The organism is Xenorhabdus sp. KJ12.1 (assembly GCF_963876495.1).
GTDB lineage: Bacteria > Pseudomonadota > Gammaproteobacteria > Enterobacterales > Enterobacteriaceae > Xenorhabdus > Xenorhabdus stockiae.
In genome coordinates, this window is sequence record NZ_CAWNQH010000001.1 from 102,511 (window position 1) to 119,152 (window position 16,642).

11 protein-coding genes and 2 tRNA genes are annotated in these 16,642 nt (G+C 42.4%); 8 read left to right on the forward strand and 5 right to left on the reverse strand.

What is annotated here, in order from left to right:
• The first annotated feature begins 140 nt into the window (after positions 1-140).
• Together AACS92_RS00455 and AACS92_RS00460 are read left to right on the forward strand one after the other, a co-directional pair.
• Positions 141-217 (forward strand) — tRNA-Val (locus tag AACS92_RS00455).
• A gap of 34 nt (positions 218-251) precedes the next feature.
• A tRNA-Val gene (locus AACS92_RS00460) sits at positions 252-328 on the forward strand.
• 2 nt (positions 329-330) lie between these two features.
• Here the strand turns inward: AACS92_RS00460 and AACS92_RS00465 are convergent.
• Positions 331-549, reverse strand: coding sequence for a hypothetical protein (locus tag AACS92_RS00465; RefSeq protein ID WP_099108160.1), 219 nt, complete (start codon positions 547-549; stop codon positions 331-333).
• 295 nt (positions 550-844) lie between these two features.
• Between AACS92_RS00465 and pykF the strand changes: the two genes are divergently transcribed.
• Together pykF and AACS92_RS00475 are read left to right on the forward strand one after the other, a co-directional pair.
• Positions 845-2,254, forward strand: a complete 1,410-nt coding sequence (gene pykF / locus AACS92_RS00470) for a pyruvate kinase PykF (RefSeq protein ID WP_099108161.1) — start codon at positions 845-847, stop codon at positions 2,252-2,254.
• A 510-nt stretch (positions 2,255-2,764) separates the two neighbouring features.
• Positions 2,765-3,004 (forward strand): major outer membrane lipoprotein, encoded by a 240-nt coding sequence (locus tag AACS92_RS00475; RefSeq protein WP_099108162.1) that lies wholly within the window; start codon positions 2,765-2,767, stop codon positions 3,002-3,004.
• A gap of 79 nt (positions 3,005-3,083) precedes the next feature.
• Here AACS92_RS00475 and AACS92_RS00480 read toward each other — a convergent pair whose 3' ends face one another.
• The 3 genes from AACS92_RS00480 to ydiJ form a co-directional block, all read right to left on the reverse strand.
• The gene (locus tag AACS92_RS00480) at positions 3,084-4,148 is read right to left on the reverse strand and encodes a L,D-transpeptidase family protein (RefSeq protein WP_099108163.1); all 1,065 of its coding nucleotides are present in this window, start codon (positions 4,146-4,148) and stop codon (positions 3,084-3,086) included.
• A 116-nt stretch (positions 4,149-4,264) separates the two neighbouring features.
• A complete protein-coding gene (locus AACS92_RS00485) occupies positions 4,265-4,621 on the reverse strand; it encodes a hotdog fold thioesterase (RefSeq protein ID WP_211284283.1) in 357 nt (118 codons plus the stop codon).
• A gap of 71 nt (positions 4,622-4,692) precedes the next feature.
• Positions 4,693-7,761 (reverse strand): D-2-hydroxyglutarate dehydrogenase YdiJ, encoded by a 3,069-nt coding sequence (gene ydiJ, locus AACS92_RS00490; RefSeq protein ID WP_099108164.1) that lies wholly within the window; start codon positions 7,759-7,761, stop codon positions 4,693-4,695.
• Between the two features lie 206 nt (positions 7,762-7,967).
• Between ydiJ and ydiK the strand changes: the two genes are divergently transcribed.
• Positions 7,968-9,035 (forward strand): AI-2E family transporter YdiK, encoded by a 1,068-nt coding sequence (gene ydiK, locus AACS92_RS00495; protein WP_099108165.1) that lies wholly within the window; start codon positions 7,968-7,970, stop codon positions 9,033-9,035.
• Between the two features lie 503 nt (positions 9,036-9,538).
• On the opposite strand, the gene ppsA is transcribed toward ydiK, so the two are convergent.
• Positions 9,539-11,917, reverse strand: a complete 2,379-nt coding sequence (ppsA, locus tag AACS92_RS00500) for a phosphoenolpyruvate synthase (protein WP_099108166.1) — start codon at positions 11,915-11,917, stop codon at positions 9,539-9,541.
• A 236-nt stretch (positions 11,918-12,153) separates the two neighbouring features.
• Between ppsA and ppsR the strand changes: the two genes are divergently transcribed.
• The 3 genes from ppsR to AACS92_RS00515 all read left to right on the forward strand — a co-directional run bounded on the left by ppsR (position 12,154) and on the right by AACS92_RS00515 (position 16,605).
• Positions 12,154-13,017, forward strand: a complete 864-nt coding sequence (gene ppsR, locus AACS92_RS00505; protein WP_193756827.1) for a posphoenolpyruvate synthetase regulatory kinase/phosphorylase PpsR — start codon at positions 12,154-12,156, stop codon at positions 13,015-13,017.
• A gap of 160 nt (positions 13,018-13,177) precedes the next feature.
• The gene (locus tag AACS92_RS00510) at positions 13,178-14,224 is read left to right on the forward strand and encodes a 3-deoxy-7-phosphoheptulonate synthase (protein WP_099108167.1); all 1,047 of its coding nucleotides are present in this window, start codon (positions 13,178-13,180) and stop codon (positions 14,222-14,224) included.
• A 371-nt stretch (positions 14,225-14,595) separates the two neighbouring features.
• Positions 14,596-16,605 carry a TonB-dependent hemoglobin/transferrin/lactoferrin family receptor gene (locus AACS92_RS00515; protein WP_099108168.1) on the forward strand — a complete coding sequence of 670 codons (2,010 nt, stop codon included), beginning with the start codon at positions 14,596-14,598 and terminating at the stop codon, positions 16,603-16,605.
• Positions 16,606-16,642: the final 37 nt, after the last annotated feature.

Sequence of the window (16,642 nt, forward strand, 5' to 3'; positions counted from 1 at the left end):
TCTCAAGGGAAAAAAGCTGCAAATTCACACTAAAAGATGTAAATGCGAGCAATTAAACACGAATTTGCATTTTTTCCCTTGCCAGATAGCTCAGCGATCGTTAATATTCGTCCCCGTTGTCACCTATAGAAATTTAGATTGCGTCCGTAGCTCAGTTGGTTAGAGCACCACCTTGACATGGTGGGGGTCGGTGGTTCGAGTCCACTCGGACGCACCAAATCTCTGGTTGGCATAGCAACTCAAATTTATGTGCGTCCGTAGCTCAGTTGGTTAGAGCACCACCTTGACATGGTGGGGGTCGGTGGTTCGAGTCCACTCGGACGCACCATATCACTTGATATCCTCATTTTTATCATCTGCAATACCTTTGCTATTTTTCTGATAACCACTCGAATTTTTTATAAAAACACTTTTTCCATCCACAATATTCAAGCTACTAAAAATTATTTTTTCACTGTTGCGCAACAACTCTCTGATTTTTCTGATATGAATATGCTCATTTTTTGTTCTTTTCAGATAAATTTTTTCAAGAATCACTTTTTGATTCATTTCACAGAAATTAGCCTCTATAATACGGTCCTGTCATTAGTTGAATGGTTTCAGCCAATTAATTTACCGAATCCAGAAAAAATTGCAGATGATTAATCGCTCTAAATCCACATGGTTAATACATGCCTGGCTTGATGAAAAACAACCAATTGACACTTTTCTGCCATCCGTTTTCCATGTATGTTGCGCAACTTAAAATGCCAGACTAACAGAGCCAAGTGACACTGGCATATAATGTCAATGGTTGGTAATACACTCTTTTTAATCCATTAAAACCAGTAGTAGATAGATTGTCATGAAAAAAACCAAAATTGTTTGTACTATCGGGCCAAAAACTGAATCCGAAGAAAAACTGACCGAACTGCTTAACTCAGGCATGAACGTTATGCGCCTGAATTTTTCTCACGGTGACTACGAAGAACATGGTCAGCGTATTAAAAATATCCGCTCAGTCACTGCAAAAACCGGTAAAAAAGCAGCTATCTTACTGGATACTAAAGGCCCTGAAATCCGTACCATGAAGCTGGAAGATGGCAACGATGTTTCCCTGACAGCTGGCCAGACTTTCACCTTTACAACTGATCAATCCACTATCGGCAATCAGGAGCGCGTTGCCGTAACCTATTCAGGCTTACCAGCCGATTTATCTGTAGGTAATACAGTTTTGGTCGATGATGGTCTGATTGCCATGACAGTAAAACAGATCACCGCCACTGAAGTTATCTGTGAAGTTCTGAACAACGGTGACTTAGGCGAAAACAAAGGCGTCAACCTGCCGAATGTTTCTATCAACCTGCCTGCGCTGGCAGAAAAAGATAAGCAAGATCTCATCTTTGGCTGTGAACAGGGTGTTGATTTTATCGCTGCCTCATTCATCCGTAAGCGTTCTGATGTTCTGGAAATTCGTGAACACCTGAAAGCTCATGGTGGTGAACATATCCAGATTATTTCTAAAATTGAAAACCAGGAAGGTCTGAACAATTTTGATGAGATCCTGGAAGCCTCAGACGGTATCATGGTTGCCCGTGGTGATCTGGGTGTTGAAATTCCGGTAGAAGAAGTCATTTTCGCGCAGAAAATGATGATAGAGAAATGTAACTCTGCACGTAAAGTTGTCATCACTGCGACTCAGATGCTGGATTCCATGATCAAAAATCCACGCCCTACCCGTGCCGAAGCTGGTGATGTTGCCAACGCAATTCTGGACGGAACTGACGCAGTAATGCTTTCTGGTGAAAGTGCGAAAGGAAAATATCCAGTTGAAGCCGTTTCCATCATGGCTACTATCTGTGAACGTACAGATCGCGTTATGGGCAGCCGGATTGAAAATACCAAAACACAGAAGTTACGTGTAACTGAAGCGGTTTGCCGTGGCGCAGTAGAAATTGCAGAAAAACTGGAAGCCCCTCTGATCGTTGTTGCAACTTATGGCGGTAAATCAGCAAGATCTGTGCGTAAATACTTCCCTAATGCACGGATCCTCGCATTAACTACCAATGAAATCACTGCCCGCCAGTTATTGCTGGTTAAAGGCGTTTCTACACAGGTTGTCAAAGAAATTGCCTCTACCGATGACTTTTACCGTATCGGTAAAGAAGCTGCATTAGCCAGCGGTATGGCAAGTAAAGGTGATATCGTTGTGATGGTATCCGGTGCATTAGTACCAAGCGGCACAACAAATACATCTTCTGTTCATGTACTGTAATTATTTTTGATTACAAAGCAGATCGCTCGGTAATTGAGCGATCTGCACTTATAAATAATCCCTCCATATTTTTGTCCCTTCCCCGCTAATAAAAAATGTGCTCCTGTAATAAGCGCAAAAAACAGCAATAAAAGATGTATAATAAATACACTAATTATTTTAAAGTTATTGACGCTAATACGCATCCTTAAAGCATTTTACTCACTTAACCCACGGATTCTGCCAGAGAAAAATGTGTCAAAATAACAAAATAGGCAATGGGATATTATTGGTTTATTACATCAGTACAGTGAAAAACTGGAAGATACATCACGTAATGTTTGAGATTTTTCTGATTTAATTATTCCTCTCATTACCGTTTTATTGTAGTTATCTAAAAATTATTAACTTATTTTAGAGCGAAAAACAGTAGAATTTGTTTATCCGGACAAAATTTATTCTCTTTCTAAAAAAGTTTGTGTAATAATTAGATAGCTACTTGAAGATTAACTTAATCTAGAGGGTATTGTGATGAATCGTACTAAAATTGTACTTGGCGCAGTAATTCTCGCTTCTACGATGTTAGCAGGTTGTACAAGCACGGCTAAAAAGGTTGACCAGCTTTCTTCTCAGGTTCTAACTTTGGGTTCCAAAGTTGACCAACTGAGCAACGAAGTTGGCTCAATGCGTTCTGATGTACAAACAGCTAAAGACGAAGCAGCTCGTGCTAACCAACGTCTTGACAACCAAGTTCGTTCCTACAAAAAATAAATTTGTAGCATTTTCAAGAATGGCGTACTTAATAAGTACGCCATTCTTTATGTATATCTTGGATTATCTACAGCTTAGGTCAGGACTTAGTCTGATAGACTGGTGTGGGCTGATTCAACGGAGGTAGTTTAACTGGCTGAACGTTCAGAGTTTCGTCTTCACGCTCCTCCACTAACTGTGATATCTCTTTTTCCCTGTGACTGGATGAAAGCCCTTTCTCATTTACCGCTACTGGTATTCCAGAACGACGAATAATTTCCTGATCGACCAAAACAACATTGGTTCCCTTGTTTCCAATAAATTTTAATAACCCTTCCGTGCGTTTAATTGGCATGGTCTGAGGATCATCCGATTCTGTTTTTGACAAAGGCTGATGGACTTCAACATAGCGTTTTCCATCCGGCTCTACTGCATATTTGATCGGTTCATTAATAATCTGAACACGGGTTCCTCTTGGAACATTGTGAAAAAGCGCTTTAATGTCATCAGGACGTAAACGTATACAACCGGAGCTAACACGCATGCCAATACCAAAATTGGCATTGGTGCCATGTATCAGATATTCCCCTCGCCCAGCGGACAGACGCAAAGCAAAATCGCCCATTGGATTATCTGGCCCGGCGGGTATTACAGCGGGCAGGATAATCCCTCGACTCGCATAATCCTTACGAATATTTGTAGTAGGCGTCCATGTAGGATTTTTAATAAGCTGGCTGACTGAAGTTGTCATTGTTGGCGTATTGCGCCCAAGCTGCCCGATGCCGATTGGATACACAATGACACTATTTTTCCCTTTCGGATAATAATAAAGCCTCATTTCAGCCAGATTAATAACAATACCCTGACGGGGAGTATTGGGAAGCAACATCTGTGATGGGATGACCAGCTTGGTTCCGGTTTTAGGTAAATACGGATCAACACCAGGATTTGCTTCTAACATCGCCAACAGACCTATTTGGTATTTAGCGGCTATGGCTTCCAGCGGAAGTCCATCATTAGGTACGACATAGATGGAATTCTCACCAATCAGGCTACTGTTAGCAGGTGGTAGCGGATATTCCACCGCATAAGCCATATTAGCTATCCCGCAGAACGACAACATGCCGATCAAGAAAGTACTGATAAAAGTCAAAAATCGCTTCATACACACTTCCTCAATGATATTTGAATGCCAGTGGTTAATTAATAGCCTCACATAAGGCTATTTTACCCCCCTTTGCCACAATAAAAACTAAGCAAACTGCTTTTATATACCAAATATTAGGACAATATCGCTGTAGTCAAACGAGATGTGCAACATAATTGTTGCTGTCCGTTATAAATATCAATCTGCCAGACCTGATGAGAACGTCCAAGATGGATTGCTTTGCAGACTCCTTTAACTATACCATCACGCACGGCTTTAATATGATTCGCATTAATTTCGACACCGACAACTTTTTGTTCACCTTCTGAGCAAAGATAGCCAGCGAGTGAACCCAGTGATTCTGCCAACACCACAGATGCCCCACCATGCAAAATCCCGAATGGCTGTTTAGTTCGTTGATCAACCGGCATTGTGCCTTCAAGGAAATCATCACCAAGCTGGGTTATTTCTATTCCAACATATCCTAACATGCAGTCATTTCTCAATTGATTTAGCATGTTGACATCTGCACTACGTTTCCAAATTTGTTGTTTCTGAATCACTACACTATCTCCAATAAAGCTTGTAATGGGTGTTTAAGTACTTTTCCTTCTATTCGCTTCACCTGACTACGGCATGAATAACCGGTGCTAAGGCAATGCTCTAAAACAAGGTTGTTCAATGCTGGCGCCCATGAAAGCCGGTAAATACCAAGCGAGTTTTCGAGATTCTTTTTTTCGTGACCATACGTTCCAGCCATACCACAGCACCCCACGTTGACGTTATTTAAATTACCGCCAAAATGGTGAAAGATGTCACTCCACTGTTTACCGCTGTTAGGTAACGCTGTCACTTCTGTACAGTGCCCAAACAGATACCAGTCATGACAAGGTGTTACATTGTCACGTTTTTCTGTTGGAATAATTTCTGGCAATATATTAACCAGCCATTCATGAACTAATTGGACATTAAAATTACCCCGATGTTCACCGAGAATATCCCTGTATTCATCCCGATAACACAGAACTAAGGCTGGATCGACACCCACCATCGGAATATCCAATTGTGCCGCCCGATTCAGAAAATCAGCCGTTTTCCGGGCTGTCTTGGCAAACTTATTTAAGAAACCTTTGACGTGTTGCGCTTTTCCATTGGGAGAAAACGGTAACAACACTGGCTGATATCCAAGTTTCTCAACCAGTCGCACAAAATCAGTGACCACTTTTGCATCGTGATAACTGGTGAAAGGATCCTGAACAATAAGTACATGCTGTTTACGCTGAGATGAAGATAAGGTTTCGAGCTGTTCCAGTGTCGTTCCCACCGCATAGTGTCCTGCCAATTGCTGCTGTAATGTCGGATAGGAAAGCTGAGGCAGATCAGCCATACCAATAGTATGCTGGCTGAGTTTTTGCACCCATGGCTGCCGCAGAAAGAAATTAAATACGCGGGGTGCTTTTGCCATTAATGGAGTACTGTCTTCAACGTTAGCGACGATGTGATCACGCAACGGGCGTAAATAACGGCTATGATACAAAGCCAGAAAACGGGAACGGAATGATGGCACATCAATTTTAATCGGGCATTGTGTCGAACAGGCCTTACAGGCCAGACAGCCTGACATCGCTTCTTTTACTTCATGTGAAAAATCATACTCTCCCCGCCATGCCTGCCAACTATAACGTGTTTTTTCAATCAAACCACGCAGGCTGGGACGCGACTGGCCAAGCCCATGCTCCAGTAATTCAGGTTTAACCCCCTGCTCCGTCAAAAGCCGCAGCCATTCCCTGACAAGAGTAGCCCGGCCTTTGGGTGAATGGATCCGATGCTGGCTGATTTTCATTGAAGGACACATCGGGCTTTTAACGTCAAAATTGAAGCATAGGCCATTGCCATTACACTCCATTGCTCCACGGAATGTGCTTCTGACATTAACAGGGATCGTTCTGTCAAAAGTGCCTCGCTTGGCCGCATCAACCTTCATCATGGGAGCATCAATGCCTATTGGCGGGCAGATTTTTCCCGGATTCAGCCTGTTAAGCGGATCAAATGCAGCTTTAATCCGACGCAGTTCATTGTACAAGGTTTCACCAAAGAAAGCGGGGCTATATTCTGCCCGGAAGCCTTTTCCGTGTTCTCCCCATAATAATCCACCATATTTGGCTGTCAAATTAACTATTTCATCGGAAATCTGCTTCATTAGCATTTCCTGCTGAGGATCGCACATATCCAATGCAGGCCGCACGTGTAAAACACCTGCATCCACATGGCCGAACATACCATAATTAAGCTGATGGCTATCCAAGAGCTGGCGAAATTCAGCTATATAATCAGCAAGGTGCTGAGGAGGAACACACGTGTCTTCCACAAATGGAATGGGTTTGGCTGCACCTTTACTATTGCCAAGTAAACCAACAGATTTTTTTCGCATCGCATAAATGCGTTCAATATCATCTAAATGGTGACAAGTCTGGTAACCGATTATCCCGGCCTGATTGTTCACCATCAGTTCATCAAGGCGCTGGCAGAGCGTACTAACCTGTTGATCAATTTGCTGTTCATCATTGCCACTGAATTCAACAATATTCAGCCCTTGCATATCCTTATCAGGCACATCGGTAATCAGCTCTTTTACTGAGTGCCAGATGATATCTTCCCGTGCAAGGTTGAGAACTTTAGAATCCACTGTTTCAACAGAAAGTGCCTTCGCTTCAACCATAAATGGAGCATTACGCAAGGCTGAATCAAAAGAATCATATTTTACATTTACAAGCCGCCTGACTTTTGGCAACGGCGTAATATCTAACGTTGCTTCAGTAATAAAAGCCAGAGTACCTTCAGAGCCGGTTAAGATGCGTGTCAGGTCAAAAGATTGCAGATCATCGCTATAGACATGGCGTAAATCATACCCCGTCAAAAACCGATTAAGTTTTGGCAATTTTTCAATAATTAATTCCCGTTGTTCACGACAGCGTTCGAGTACGGTTTTATAGATATGCCCAACGGTTGAATTTTCTTTCGCAATCGATTCCGCCAATGTTGTATTCATTGGGCGGGTATCAAACATTTCTCCACCCAGTAGAACAGCCCGAACACCAAGTACATGATCTGACGTTTTTCCATACACCAGCGAACCCTGACCGGATGCATCGGTATTGATCATCCCACCCAATGTCGCACGATTACTGGTTGATAATTCAGGAGAAAAGAAATAGCCGAAAGGCTTTAGGTATTGATTGAGCTGATCTTTGATAACTCCGGCTTCAACTTTAACCCACCCTTGCTCCGGGTTAATTTCCAGAATTCTTTTCATATAACGGGACATATCCACAACAATGCCATTGTTGAGTGCCTGCCCATTCGTACCCGTTCCGCCTCCCCGGGGGGTAAATGTCAGCGAATGGAAGCGCTCTTCTCCCGCAATTCTTGCCAACAGTGCAACGTCAGCAGTTGAGCGGGGAAAGATAACCGCTTGTGGTAGCAACTGATAAATACTATTATCTGTCGCCATAGTGAGTCGATCAGCGTAATTACTGGCAGTATCACCTGTAAAACCGGCTTCTTTCAGTACAGTCAAATATTCCTTTACCAGTTCACTGACTCGGGGGGCTTGTGGTATACGTGGGATCATTGGCTCATTGCCCCTTTTCTAATAATTGTCCACATTGCTATAGTTATATACTACCTTCATTGTCGGGTTCAGACAGGGATCTGAACAGGCAGGCTTTTAACAATATCACAATATTTGCCAGTTTTGAGCAACATGTGAAATAACGTTATATTTATTTACCATTGTGGATCCCGACAGTATTTTTAATCGCCGAGAGAAATCATTTCATGGAAAAATCGCAACCACATCAGGATTTACCCAAGCTGCTATTTGTACTGTTCTTCATTTTACTGCTCATTACGACCAGCTTTTGGGTTTTAAGTCCATTTGTTTTAGGATTCATCTGGTCAGGAATGGTAGTTATCGCAACTTGGCCGCTAATGGAAAAAATACAGCGACGTTTATGGGGAAAACGTTGGATAGCAGTTTCCATTATGACGTTACTGCTCATTTTATTATTTGTTATCCCTATAGCATTATTGGTCAGCAACCTGCTGGAAAACAGCGCACCACTCATTGAATGGGCAAAATCTCCATCCAATATGCACCTACCTCAATTGGAATGGCTAAATAAAATTCCGGTCGTCGGTCAGGATTTATATATTAAATGGCAGAACATCATCTCTGAGGGCAGTAATATGCTCATGGCTAAAATTCCGCCTTATATCGGAAAAGCAGCCACATGGTTTTTTGCTCAGGCTGCCAATGCCGGCCGGTTTTTATTCCATCTGACCTTAATGGTACTGTTCAGTGTTCTACTTTACTGGAAAGGTGAACACGTGATGCAGGGGATTCGCCATTTCGCCATCCGACTGGCAGGTAAACGGGGCGATGCGGTTGTTGTACTGGCTGCCCGTTCTATCCGCGCCGTTGCCCTTGGCGTAGTTGTAACTGCCCTTGTACAAGCCATCGCAGGCGGTATTGGGCTAGCAATTGCAGGTATTCCCTATGCTATGGTTCTGACCGTTCTGATGTTCGTACTTTGCGTTGCACAGTTAGGGCCTCTGTTAGTTCTTATTCCGTCTATTATCTGGCTTTACTGGACAGGCGAAACAACTCTGGGAACAATTTTAGTGGTCTGGAGTTTAATCCTGGTCACTATGGATGGTGTTCTTCGGCCTTTCCTTATTCGTCTGGGTGCCGATTTACCTATGGTTTTAATTCTTACCGGCGTCATTGGCGGCATACTTTCGCTGGGCGTAATTGGTTTATTTATCGGGCCGGTTGTACTGGCTGTTTCTTACAGCCTATTGCTGGCATGGATGGATGAAGTGCCCAAACCCGAAATTAAATAGAAGTCACTAAGCTGTATTTCAAAAAAGCTCATATGTAATAATAAAACACAAAGCGCGGAGAATTATTTTTCCGCGCAATTATCATTAAAGTAAATGTATTATCTCTTGCCTATAAAAAACTCATATTAATTCCAACAGTAAATAATCTCAGAAAATTTGTTACGAGAAAGTTGCTTTTTAAATTTATTTTTCCAATTCTGATTTATTAAGAGAATTCTTAATGAATAAACTGATTTATTAAATTAGTATTCATTTCATCGAAACTATGTTTCCCATGAATAGCAGTCTTAGTTTGTAAACGCCACAAACTGAGATGTGTGAAGTAATATATATTGCTGTGTGTAGTCTTTGCCTGTCAGCCCATGATAGGCTTTTTTTTTGGAAAAAATTCTCGTTGGAATTATATAAAATAACCTTTGCATTAAAAAAGATCGTCTTATAAAGAAAAAAGCCTGAAAATATTTTTAACAGGCTTTTTAATTCATGTCTGAATTAGATGTTTATTAATTATTTCCTGCTAAAGAAACCCAGGTTTTCACCACCGTATCAGGATTTAATGATAAGCTGTCAATTCCTTCTTTCATTAACCACTCGGCAAAATCCTCGTGATCTGAAGGCCCCTGACCGCAAATACCAACATATTTCCCCTGACGCTTGGCCGCCTGAATAGCCATAGAAAGTAATTGTTTCACCGCATCATTACGCTCATCGAATAATTCGGAGACAACACCTGAGTCACGATCCAAGCCTAATGCCAATTGAGTCATATCATTTGAGCCGATAGAGAAACCATCAAAATGCTCGAGAAATTGTTCTGCTAATAACGCATTTGATGGAATTTCACACATCATAATGACTTTCAGCCCATTTTCACCACGCTTCAAGCCTTGTGATGCCAACTCTGATACAACGGCTTCGGCCTGCGCCACTGTGCGTACAAATGGGATCATGACTTCAATATTTGTTAATCCCATAACATTACGCACCCGTTTGACGGCCTCACATTCCAGAGCAAAACACTGGCGGAAACTGTCAGAAACATAACGACCGGCACCACGGAAACCAAGCATCGGGTTTTCTTCATGCGGTTCGTATAACTCTCCCCCTACCAGATTCGCGTATTCATTCGATTTGAAATCAGACAAACGTACAATGACGCGTTTAGGCCAGAATGCAGCGGCCAGCGTTGCAATACCTTCTGTCAGGCGTCCGACATAAAATTCAACAGGATCATCATAACCGGTCATTAAAGATTTAATCTGTGCCTGTAATTCAGGAGATTGCTCAGAAAACTCAAGCAGTGCGCGAGGATGAACGCCAATCATGCGATTTATGATGAACTCCAGACGTGCCAGCCCTACACCTTCATTCGGCAGGCAGGCAAAATCAAATGCACGATCTGGATTACCAACGTTCATCATGATCTTAACATCCAATTCTGGCAGCTCATCAACCTGCGAACTTTGGATGCTGAAATCCAGTTTATTTCGATAAACAAACCCCGTATCCCCTTCCGCACAGGAGACCGTGACCAGTTCACCTTCTTTCAGGCGTTCTGTTGCATCGCCACAACCCACAACAGCAGGAATACCCAGTTCACGGGCAATGATAGCAGCATGGCAGGTGCGCCCCCCTCGATTAGTCACAATCGCTGCTGCTTTTTTCATAATTGGCTCCCAATCCGGATCAGTCATGTCTGTCACCAGCACATCACCGACCTGAATGCGATCCATTTCACTGAGATTGTGAATAACCTTAACTGTACCAATACCGATTTTGTGCCCGATTGCACGGCCTTCCACCAGCACACTGCCCTGTTCATTAAGCTGATAGCGTTCCATCACCTGCTGATTTGAACGGACTGTTTCAGGACGCGCCTGTACAATATACAGTCGGCCATTATGCCCATCTTTCGCCCATTCAATATCCATCGGGCGACCATAATGTTTTTCAATCAGTAATGCCTGCTTTGCCAATTCTTCGACTTCATTATCGGCAAGAGAAAAGCAATTACGCAATACTTCAGAAACATCTTCTGTCCGAACCTGCTGACCGTGTTCTTTGCTGTCTGCATAGACCATACGTATTTTTTTGGAACCCAGATTACGTCGAACTATCGCTGGGCGATTATTTTTTAATGTAGGTTTATGCACATAAAATTCATCAGGATTTACTGCGCCCTGCACAACCATCTCACCTAGACCATAGGCAGATGTAATAAACACAACCTGATCAAAACCGGATTCAGTATCAATCGTAAACATGACACCGGATGATGCCAAATCAGAGCGTACCATCCGCTGTACACCTGCTGACAACGCCACGCCACGGTGATCATAGCCCTGATGGACACGGTAGGAAATAGCACGATCATTAAAGAGAGATGCGAAGACATGTTTAATGGCAACCATCACCGCATCAATACCCTGTACATTCAGGAAAGTTTCCTGCTGCCCTGCAAAAGAGGCATCCGGCATGTCTTCAGCCGTTGCGGAGGAACGGACAGCGAAAGAGGCATCAGGCTCTCCTTCAGACAATTGCAAGTAAGCTTCCCGGATATCTTTTTCCAGTTGTGCTGTAAATGGCGTATCAATCACCCACTGACGGATCTGTGCACCAGCCTTAGCTAATTGATTGACATCATCAACATCTATTTCATCCAATAATTGATAAATACGCTGATTAACACCACTTTGTTCCAAAAAATCATTAAATGCCTGTGCTGTTGTAGCAAAACCATTGGGAACAGATACACCAAGGTCGGCCAGATTGGTGATCATTTCACCAAGCGAGGCGTTTTTACCACCGACCCGATTAACATCATTCATGCCTAGTTGGTTATACCAAAGTACATTACATGGGGTGAGGCCATTATTGGACATTGAAACTATCCTTTTTACATTCGGAGGTACAAATCGGAAAATTAGTGCTGCTCTTTACAGCAGGAAATAGCCTAGCACAATGTATTGCTATATATGGAAAGGTGAATCGATCAACCCAGCAATATTATTTTTTTACAGGTATAATCCAAAACGCTATCTGTAGTTATTATTTGCAATAAAAACGATTCAGCCAATATTTTAATATATCCATCTACCCAATAATAAAAGAAAATACAATGATAGAGATCCCATTCCCGCAGAATCAAGAAAATGAGCCACTGGAGCGTAGTGTCTTTTTCATCTCCGACGGTACCGCAATTACAGCAGAAGTCCTCGGCCATGCTGTATTATCTCAATTTCCGATTACGATGACGTCTTATACCTTACCTTTCGTCACCAGCAAAATAAGAGCCGAAGAAATCAGAAACCAGATAAATAATCTTTATCAGGCAACAAATATCAGACCACTGGTTTTTTATTCCATAATTTCTAGCGAGGTTAAAAATATCATTACCCGCAGTGACGGCTTTTGTCTGGATATTGTCCAGACTCTCGTCGCACCGTTGCAGCAGGAAATCGGGCTGGAACCAAAACCAGAGTTACACCGTACACACGGTTTATCTAAAAAAAATCTGAGTCAATATGATGCCCGTATTGCAGCCATTGATTATGCTCTGGCACACGATGATGGCATTTCACTGCGTAACCTCGATCAGGCACAAGTCATTATTCTGGGTGTTTCACGCTGTGGAAAAACTCCCACCAGCCTTTATCTTGCCATGCAGTTCGGTATTCAGGCAGCAAATTACCCTTTCACTGCTGATGATATGGATAACCTACAATTGCCGGCTGACCTTAAACCGTTTCAGCACAAATTATTCGGCCTGACGATAAACCCTGAGAGGCTGGCTGCCATCCGTGAAGAACGCAGAGAAAACAGCCGTTATGCTTCATTACGACAATGTCGTATCGAACTTGCTGAAGTTGAAGCTCTATTTCGTAAAAATAAGATTAATTACTTAAATACCACCAATTATTCTGTCGAAGAGATTTCAGCCAAGATTATTGACAGTATGGGATTGAAACGGCGTATGTTCTGACCCAAAGGATCAGCATAATTCAGGCATCATTAAAATTTCATACACAAGCGTTTCGCTTAAATTGACGTTAATGTTTTGTTGAATTTATCGGAGGCTGAGTTATTGTAATTTCTATCACGTCAGACTGCGCCTCAAAATGAAGTAGAATTCGAGAAAGTATATGTACAAAACAGATGAGCTACGAACCCGCTCTATTGATAAGCTGATAACACCTAAAACCCTTTCTGAACAGTATCCGATATCAGAAAAAATACGCCAAAATGTGACGCTGTCACGAAAACGCATTGAAGCCATTCTCAACGGTAACGATCAACGTTTACTGGTTATTATCGGTCCCTGCTCTATTCACGATACCGATGCTGCCCTTGATTATGCATCACGCCTGCAAGTATTGCGTGAAAAATATCAGCATAGTCTGGAAATCGTAATGAGAACCTACTTCGAGAAACCGCGGACTGTTGTCGGCTGGAAAGGATTAATCTCAGACCCTATGCTGGACGGTTCCTGTCAGGTCAATAAAGGGATCTCACTTGCACGTAATTTATTAATAAATATCAACGAATTGGGAATGCCTACCGCGACAGAATTTCTGGATATGGTGACCGGGCAGTATATTGCGGATTTAATTAGCTGGGGCGCTATTGGTGCAAGAACAACTGAAAGCCAAATCCATCGGGAAATGGCTTCCGCCCTCTCGTGCCCTGTCGGATTTAAAAACGGTACTGACGGCAATACTCATATTGCGATTGATGCAATACGTGCAGCAAGTGCCAGACATACGTTCCTGTCACCGGATAAAGACGGGCAGATGACAATTTACCAAACCAGCGGAAATCCCTACGGGCACGTTATCATGCGTGGCGGAAAAAAACCTAATTACTACGCTGAAGATATTACTGCAACCTGTCAGAAACTGCGTGAATTCCGCTTACCGGAAAGGTTAGTCATTGATTGCAGCCACAGTAACTGCCAGAAAATCCACCGTCGGCAACTGGATGTCGCCAGAGATATCAGCCAGCAGATTAATTCTGGTTCAACAGCCATCGCTGGTGTTATGGCGGAAAGTTTTTTAGTCGAAGGTTCCCAAAAAATCATGTTGGGAGAACCGCTGACCTATGGACAATCAATTACTGACCCATGCCTTAGCTGGCAGGATACAGAAGAGTTCCTTCATATACTGGCCGAAGCAGCTAAAAAAAGTTGCTGAATACCTCTTCTTTAGTATCTATTTTTGGCTTCTGTTCATAATGGAAGCCATAACCTGTTAAAAAGCCCTTAGATTACCCATTCTTCCTTATATAAAAAAATAGCTTGAAGTTAATCATCATAGAAACGATAATTATTCTCAATATTAGAATAATTATTGTTCATATTGGCTATGAAAATACTAACTGACTACCCGTACTACCACATTACCCCTTTGCAACAGCAGATCCTTTTGACATTACATCGTGGTTCAACCTTAAACAAAATCTTATTTTGACTTAATCATAATCCTGAAAATAAGGCATATTCATGTCATGGGATTAAAACCACTCGTATGTTTTAAAACACCATTAAATCATGGAGATAACTTGCATGTCCCGGATTCAGCCACCAAACCTGAAATTGTCTGCATTAAGTATTGTTATTTTAACAGGGTTGTCTTCTGCTCACGCAGCCAGCATTCCAACTGACAAAAAAGACACAGCCGAAAAAAGTAAGCATAAAGATACGATAACGGTTTATGCCACAGGCAATCAGCGTGACAGTTTTGAAGCTCCAATGATGGTAACAGTTGTTGAAGGGAATTCAGCCAGCAGCAAAGTTGCAGGTAATGCTAACGACTTACTGCGTAAAATCCCCGGGATTAATGCCGCTGATTACGGGCGCGCTAATGGGCAAGATATCAGCCTGCGTGGTTACTCCCAAAAAGGGGTTTTAATGCTGGTTGACGGTGTTCGTCAGGGAACTGATACCGGGCATATTAATGGTGTTTTTCTTGATCCGGCGCTGATTAAACAGGTTGAAATCGTTCGTGGCCCATCCGCCCTGCTCTACGGCAGTGGTGCATTAGGTGGCGTGATTGCCTATCAGACAGTTGATGCAGCAGACCTCTTACAGGAAGGACAAAATAGCGGTTTTCGTGTTTTCAGCCGGGCGGGAACGGGAGATCACAGCTGGGGGCTTGGCGCTGCTGCCTTTGGCAAAACTGAGAATCTTGATGGCCTGTTTACTTTCAGTACCCGCGATGTTGGCAATATTCGCTATGGCGGTGGTGTAAAAGGCCAAAATGATGAAAACATCGGCAATATGATGGCAAAAGGCACATGGAAAATTGATGATAACCAATCAATTGGTAGTGAATTACGTTATTACCGCAATAAAGCTCATGAACCGAAAAATCCACAAACCTACAAAGCTGCAGAGAAGACTGAACGAACCACAACCCAACGCGATGTGCAGCTAACTTATAGACTTAATCCGTCAGAGTATGAGTGGCTGAACCTGAGAAATGATATTTATTATTCCGATATCACTATCAATGCCAAAACGAAAGAAAAGGGTTTTGAAGGCCGCAGACAAGAAACTTACGGTATAAAACTGGAAAACCGTTCGCATTTCAGCGCAATTAATTTTGCTGCGCACCAATTTACTTACGGTAGTGAAATCTATAAACAGAAGCAAATACCAAGCAATGATAATCTCAATGGCTTTCCAAAAGCAGATATCCGTTTCGCATCTGGCTGGTTACAGGATGAAATAACCATTCGTGATCTGCCTGTTTCAGTTGTCGTTGGTACACGCTATGACAATTACAAGGCATCAAACGATAAATATAAAGATATTAATGCGGATAAATGGTCATCAAAAGGCGCTATCAGCATTACTCCTACAGATTGGTCAATGCTGTTTGCATCCTATTCTCAGGCATTCCGTTCTCCGACCATGGGAGAGATGTATGATGATTCCCTGCATTTCTTTGGAAATAATTGGAAACCTAATCCGAATTTGCGCCCTGAAAGCAATGAAACTCAGGAATATGGCTTCGGATTGCGTTTCGATGATTTATTGATCCCCAACGACAGACTGAAATTTAAAGCCAGCTATTTTGACACAAAAGCAAAAGACTATATTTCTCGCGCTGTGAATGGAAAATTTACAGAATCGATCAATATCCCTAAAGCCAAAATATGGGGCTGGGATGTTTCAATGAATTATGGCACTGACTGGTTTTCATGGGATCTGGCTTATAACCGCACCACAGGTAAAGATGAGCAAACAGGTAAATCTATTGAAGCTCTAAGCCCTGACGCTGTAACCAGCACATTAGATATCCCTCTTTCTGATACCTGCGTATCTATTGGCTGGGTAGGCAAATTCACTAGCCAGACTAATTTTAAAGATAAAAATGGGAAGAAAAATGCTTCCCAACAGTCAGGCTACGGCGTCAATGATTTCTATATCAGCTACCACGGCGAAAACCAGCTAAAAGGTGTCACAACTTCTGTCGTGCTCGGCAACGCTTTTGATAAGCAATATTACTCAACATTGGGTGCTCCACAGAGTGGCCGTAATGCCAAGCTGTTCATCAGCTACCAATGGTAAATAATAAAAGTACTATTTTTAAACTATACCCCATTTT